General features: G+C 41.0%; 2 protein-coding genes and 1 pseudogene. All 3 read right to left on the bottom strand.

Going from position 1 to position 3974, the window contains the following annotated elements; all coding sequences use genetic code 11:
• A partial coding sequence (locus DXB52_RS14955; protein WP_147343369.1) for a helix-turn-helix domain-containing protein occupies positions 1 to 145 on the bottom strand: 145 nt, incomplete at its 3' end.
• 172 nt (positions 146 to 317) lie between these two features.
• A pseudogene (locus tag DXB52_RS14960) lies at positions 318 to 2092 on the bottom strand (ABC transporter ATP-binding protein).
• Positions 2085 to 3845: an ABC transporter ATP-binding protein gene (locus tag DXB52_RS14965; protein WP_118107961.1), complete on the bottom strand. Its 1761-nt coding sequence runs from the start codon at positions 3843 to 3845 to the stop codon at positions 2085 to 2087. The pseudogene DXB52_RS14960 and the gene DXB52_RS14965 overlap by 8 nt, the downstream one beginning before the upstream one ends.
• Positions 3846 to 3974 lie beyond the last annotated feature (129 nt).

The raw sequence follows: 3974 nt of genomic DNA on the forward strand, positions 1-3974 counted from the left end.
TAGATTCATAGTTTCGAATCCATTGTTGGACAGATGCAAGACTTACATCAAACATATCGGCAATTCGCCGTTGGCTTTCTTTTCCATCCAGATATAGATTTACAGCATACGTCTTATCCTCAACAGATACTTTTCTTTTAGACATAAAATATGCTCCCTCCTAAGTGACAAGTTTTTATTATTTCACTTGTCTACCTAGAAGGGAGCATATCAATTTATACTGTTATCGTAGTTGATAGCCTTCCTTTTTCATTTCGTTACTATTTACATTTCATGCGACCTGCAACGTATCTCACTATCTCGCATCATACCTTATCCTACATTGAAAACTGGCTCTCATACAGATGATGATAGAAACCTTCCTTCTTCATCAGTACTTCATGATTCCCCTGTTCAATGATTTTTCCATCTTTCATTACGAGAATCACATCAGCTCACGGATGGTTGACAGACGGTGTGCAACAATGAAAGTTGTTCTTCCTTCCATCAGTTTTGCAAATGCCTGCTGAATCTTGATCTCCGTTCTTGTATCGATGGATGATGTTGCTTCATCCAGAATCAACATCGGTGGTCTGCATAACATAACTCTTGCAATACAAAGCAGCTGCTTCTGTCCCTGTGAAAGCCCGCCACCATCTTCTGTGATCCATGTATCATATCCTTTTGGCAGACGACGGATATAATTATGGATATGAGAAGCTTTCGCTGCCTCGACAATCTCTTCTTCCGTTGCATCCGGTCTTCCCATAGCAATATTTTCACGAATTGTACCCGTTTTTAACCAGGTCTCCTGAAGAACCATTCCGTACCCTGCACGCAGACTTTTTCTTGTCATTTCGCGAATATCTATATCTTCTACTTTAATACTTCCTGCATTCACATCATAGAAACGCATCAGCAGATTGATCAAGGTTGTCTTTCCACATCCGGTCGGTCCGACAATCGCAATACGCTGTCCTGGCTTTACTTCCAGGTTAAAATCTTCAATCAGATGCTGACCTGGCAGATAAGAGAATGAAACATCCTCTACTTTCACATTTCCATCAATATCCGTCAGATGAACTGCATGTTCCGGTTCCGGTATCTGCGGTTCTTCATCAATCAATGTAAATACTCTCTGCGCACATGCAATCGCATTCTGAAATTCTGTCACGACTCCGGAAATCTCATTAAATGGCTTTGTGTACTGATTTGCATAGCTCAAGAAACTGGACAATTGTCCTACACTCATTGCACCGCGTACAACTGCAAATGCTCCGGTAATTCCAACTCCTGTGTAAACCAGACTGTTGACAAATCTTGTCGCCGGGTTCGTGATGGATGAGAAAAATGTTGCCCGCAAGGATGCCTCCTGCAATCTTTTATTCACTTCGTCGAAACGCTCTGTTGCATCTTCTCCGCGTCCAAATGCCTGAACTACTTTCTGGTTTCCGATCATTTCATCAATCAAGCCTGTCTGCTCTCCACGTATTTCAGATTGCAGACGGAACATACGAAATGTTTTCTTTGCAATAAAATTTGCTACAACGAATGATACCGGTGTGATAAGAACCACAACAAATGTAATCGATACATTTACGGATAACATAAAACAAAATGTTCCGACAATCGTGGCAATCCCGGTGAAGAGCTGTGTAAATCCCATCAGAAGTCCATCAGAAAACTGATCAACATCCGCGATTACACGGCTTACAACATCTCCGTATGGATGGCCGTCAATATATTTTAGCGGCAACTGCTCTATTTTATGGAACGCTTCATTTCTGATATCCTGAACCATCTGATAGGTCATTTTGTTATTACACACATTCATCAGCCACTGTGCCAATGCCGTAATCAGTGTACACACACCAATCTGAATCATCACCTGGATTACTCCCGGGAAATTCACTTCACCTTTTCCGATCACATAGTCAACTGCATGTCCTGTCAGCTTTGGAATATAAAGTGTAAGCGCAACAGATACAGTTGCAAGCAGAATTGAAAATACGAGAAAAATTCTGTATCTTCCAAGTCGGCGGATTACCTTTTTCAATGTTGCTGCCTGACTTTTCTGTTTCTTATCACTATTTATCTTTATTTTATCAGCCATTGACTACCGCCTCCTTTGGAAATTGTGAATAATAGATTTCCTGATAGACCGGACAATCCTTCAGCAGTTCTTCATGTGTTCCGATTCCTGCCATTGCACCATCATCCAACACAATGATCTGGTCTGCATACTGAATAGATGCTGCTCTCTGAGATACGATAAATACGGTCGGCTGGTTTTTCATCTCTTTGATTGACTTGCGAAGTGCCGCATCTGTAGCAAAATCCAGCGCTGATGCACTGTCATCGAGAATCAGGATCTCCGGTTTCCGAACCAGTGCGCGTGCAATCGTCATTCTCTGTTTCTGACCTCCGGAAAGGTTTCTTCCTCCCTGTTCAATCTGAAATTCTAATCCGCCTTGTTTCGTATCAACAAATTCTCTTGCCTGAGAAATGTCCAATGCTTCATACATTTCCTGCTCTGTTGCATCTTCCTTTCCCCAGCGGAGATTGTCCGCAATACTCCCTTTGAAAAGCACTGCTTTCTGAAGAACGACACCGATATGTTCTCTTAGGTTCTCTGTCTGATATTCTTTAATATCACGTCCATTGATCTTCACTGTACCGTCTGTTGCATCATAAAATCTCGGAATCAGATTCACAAGAGACGATTTTCCTGAACCTGTTCCCCCGATGATTCCTATCGTCTGTCCTTTCTTGGCACAGAAATTTATATCAGATAAGGATGTATCTGAAGTTCCTTTATAGGTCAAAGATACATGAGAGAACTCTACGACCGGAATTTTATTTTTCAAATCCCGATCTGCTTCGGAAGAATTGCTCTTCCATCTTACATCTCCCTCATTCATATCTGGTTTCACAGCAAGCACACTCTCCACACGGTTCAGACATGCTGCTGCCTTCGTCACGGAAATGATCAGGTTCGCTAACTTCACAAGTTCAACAAGAATCTGTGACATATAATTAATAAGTGCCACAACCTGTCCCTGGGTCAGATCTCCGATATCAACACGGACTGCACCGACATAGATCAATGCTATGATTGCTCCGTTTACAATAATATATGTCAGCGGATTCATCATTCCAGAAATGCGTCCCACATATTTCTGTGCATCTGTAAGAATTTGATTCGCATTTTCAAACCGCTTCGTCTCATCCTCTTCTTTATTGAATGCACGGATAACTCTTGCTCCTGTCAGATTTTCCCTCGTTGCAAGAAGTACCTGATCAAGATCTGCCTGCACTTTCTTATACATCGGCATCGTCACAAGCATGATTCCAAACACAATAAGTGAAAGAAGCGGAATCGTCACAACAAATACAAGTGCTGCTTTCACATCTACTGTAAATGCCATGATCATTGCACCAAATACAATGAACGGCGAACGCAGGAACAATCGTAAAACAAGATTCACACCTGACTGGATCTGATTGATATCACTTGTCATTCGTGTGATCAATGTAGATGTTCCTAATTGGTCCATTTCCGTAAATGTAAATTTCTGGATATGTTCAAATAATCCATGTCTTATTCCCGTTCCGACTCCTGTTGCTGCCTTCGCTGCAAAATACTGTGCTGTAATGGAACAGACAAGTCCGATGATTCCCAGCGCGATCAGTACAAAACACATTTTCACAATATATGGCTTATCCTGATTTGCAATTCCAACATCAATAATTGCCGCCATTACCAACGGAACAAACAGCTCAAAAGATGCTTCCAGCATCTTGAACAGCGGAGCAAGTATTGATTCTTTCTTATATCCTTTCAGATATGCAAGCAATGTCTTCATAATACCCTCTCTTTCCTTCCTGTTGTTCTAATTGATTTGTTTTATCTTACTCGATTATTATTTTTTAACTGTTTTCCAATTGTTATTTTTTTAACTCTTGATAATAATCTATCTCTTTATATTATCATA

The sequence above is a fragment of the Ruminococcus sp. OM04-4AA genome (assembly GCF_003462585.1).
In the GTDB taxonomy this organism is placed as follows: Bacteria; Bacillota; Clostridia; order Lachnospirales; family Lachnospiraceae; genus Mediterraneibacter; species Mediterraneibacter faecis.

What these genes read in the sequence shown, in the direction of transcription:
- DXB52_RS14965 (WP_118107961.1), bottom strand. Translation starts at nt 3,845, where the DNA reads ATGAAGACATTGCTTGCATATCTGAAAGGATATAAGAAAGAATCAATA.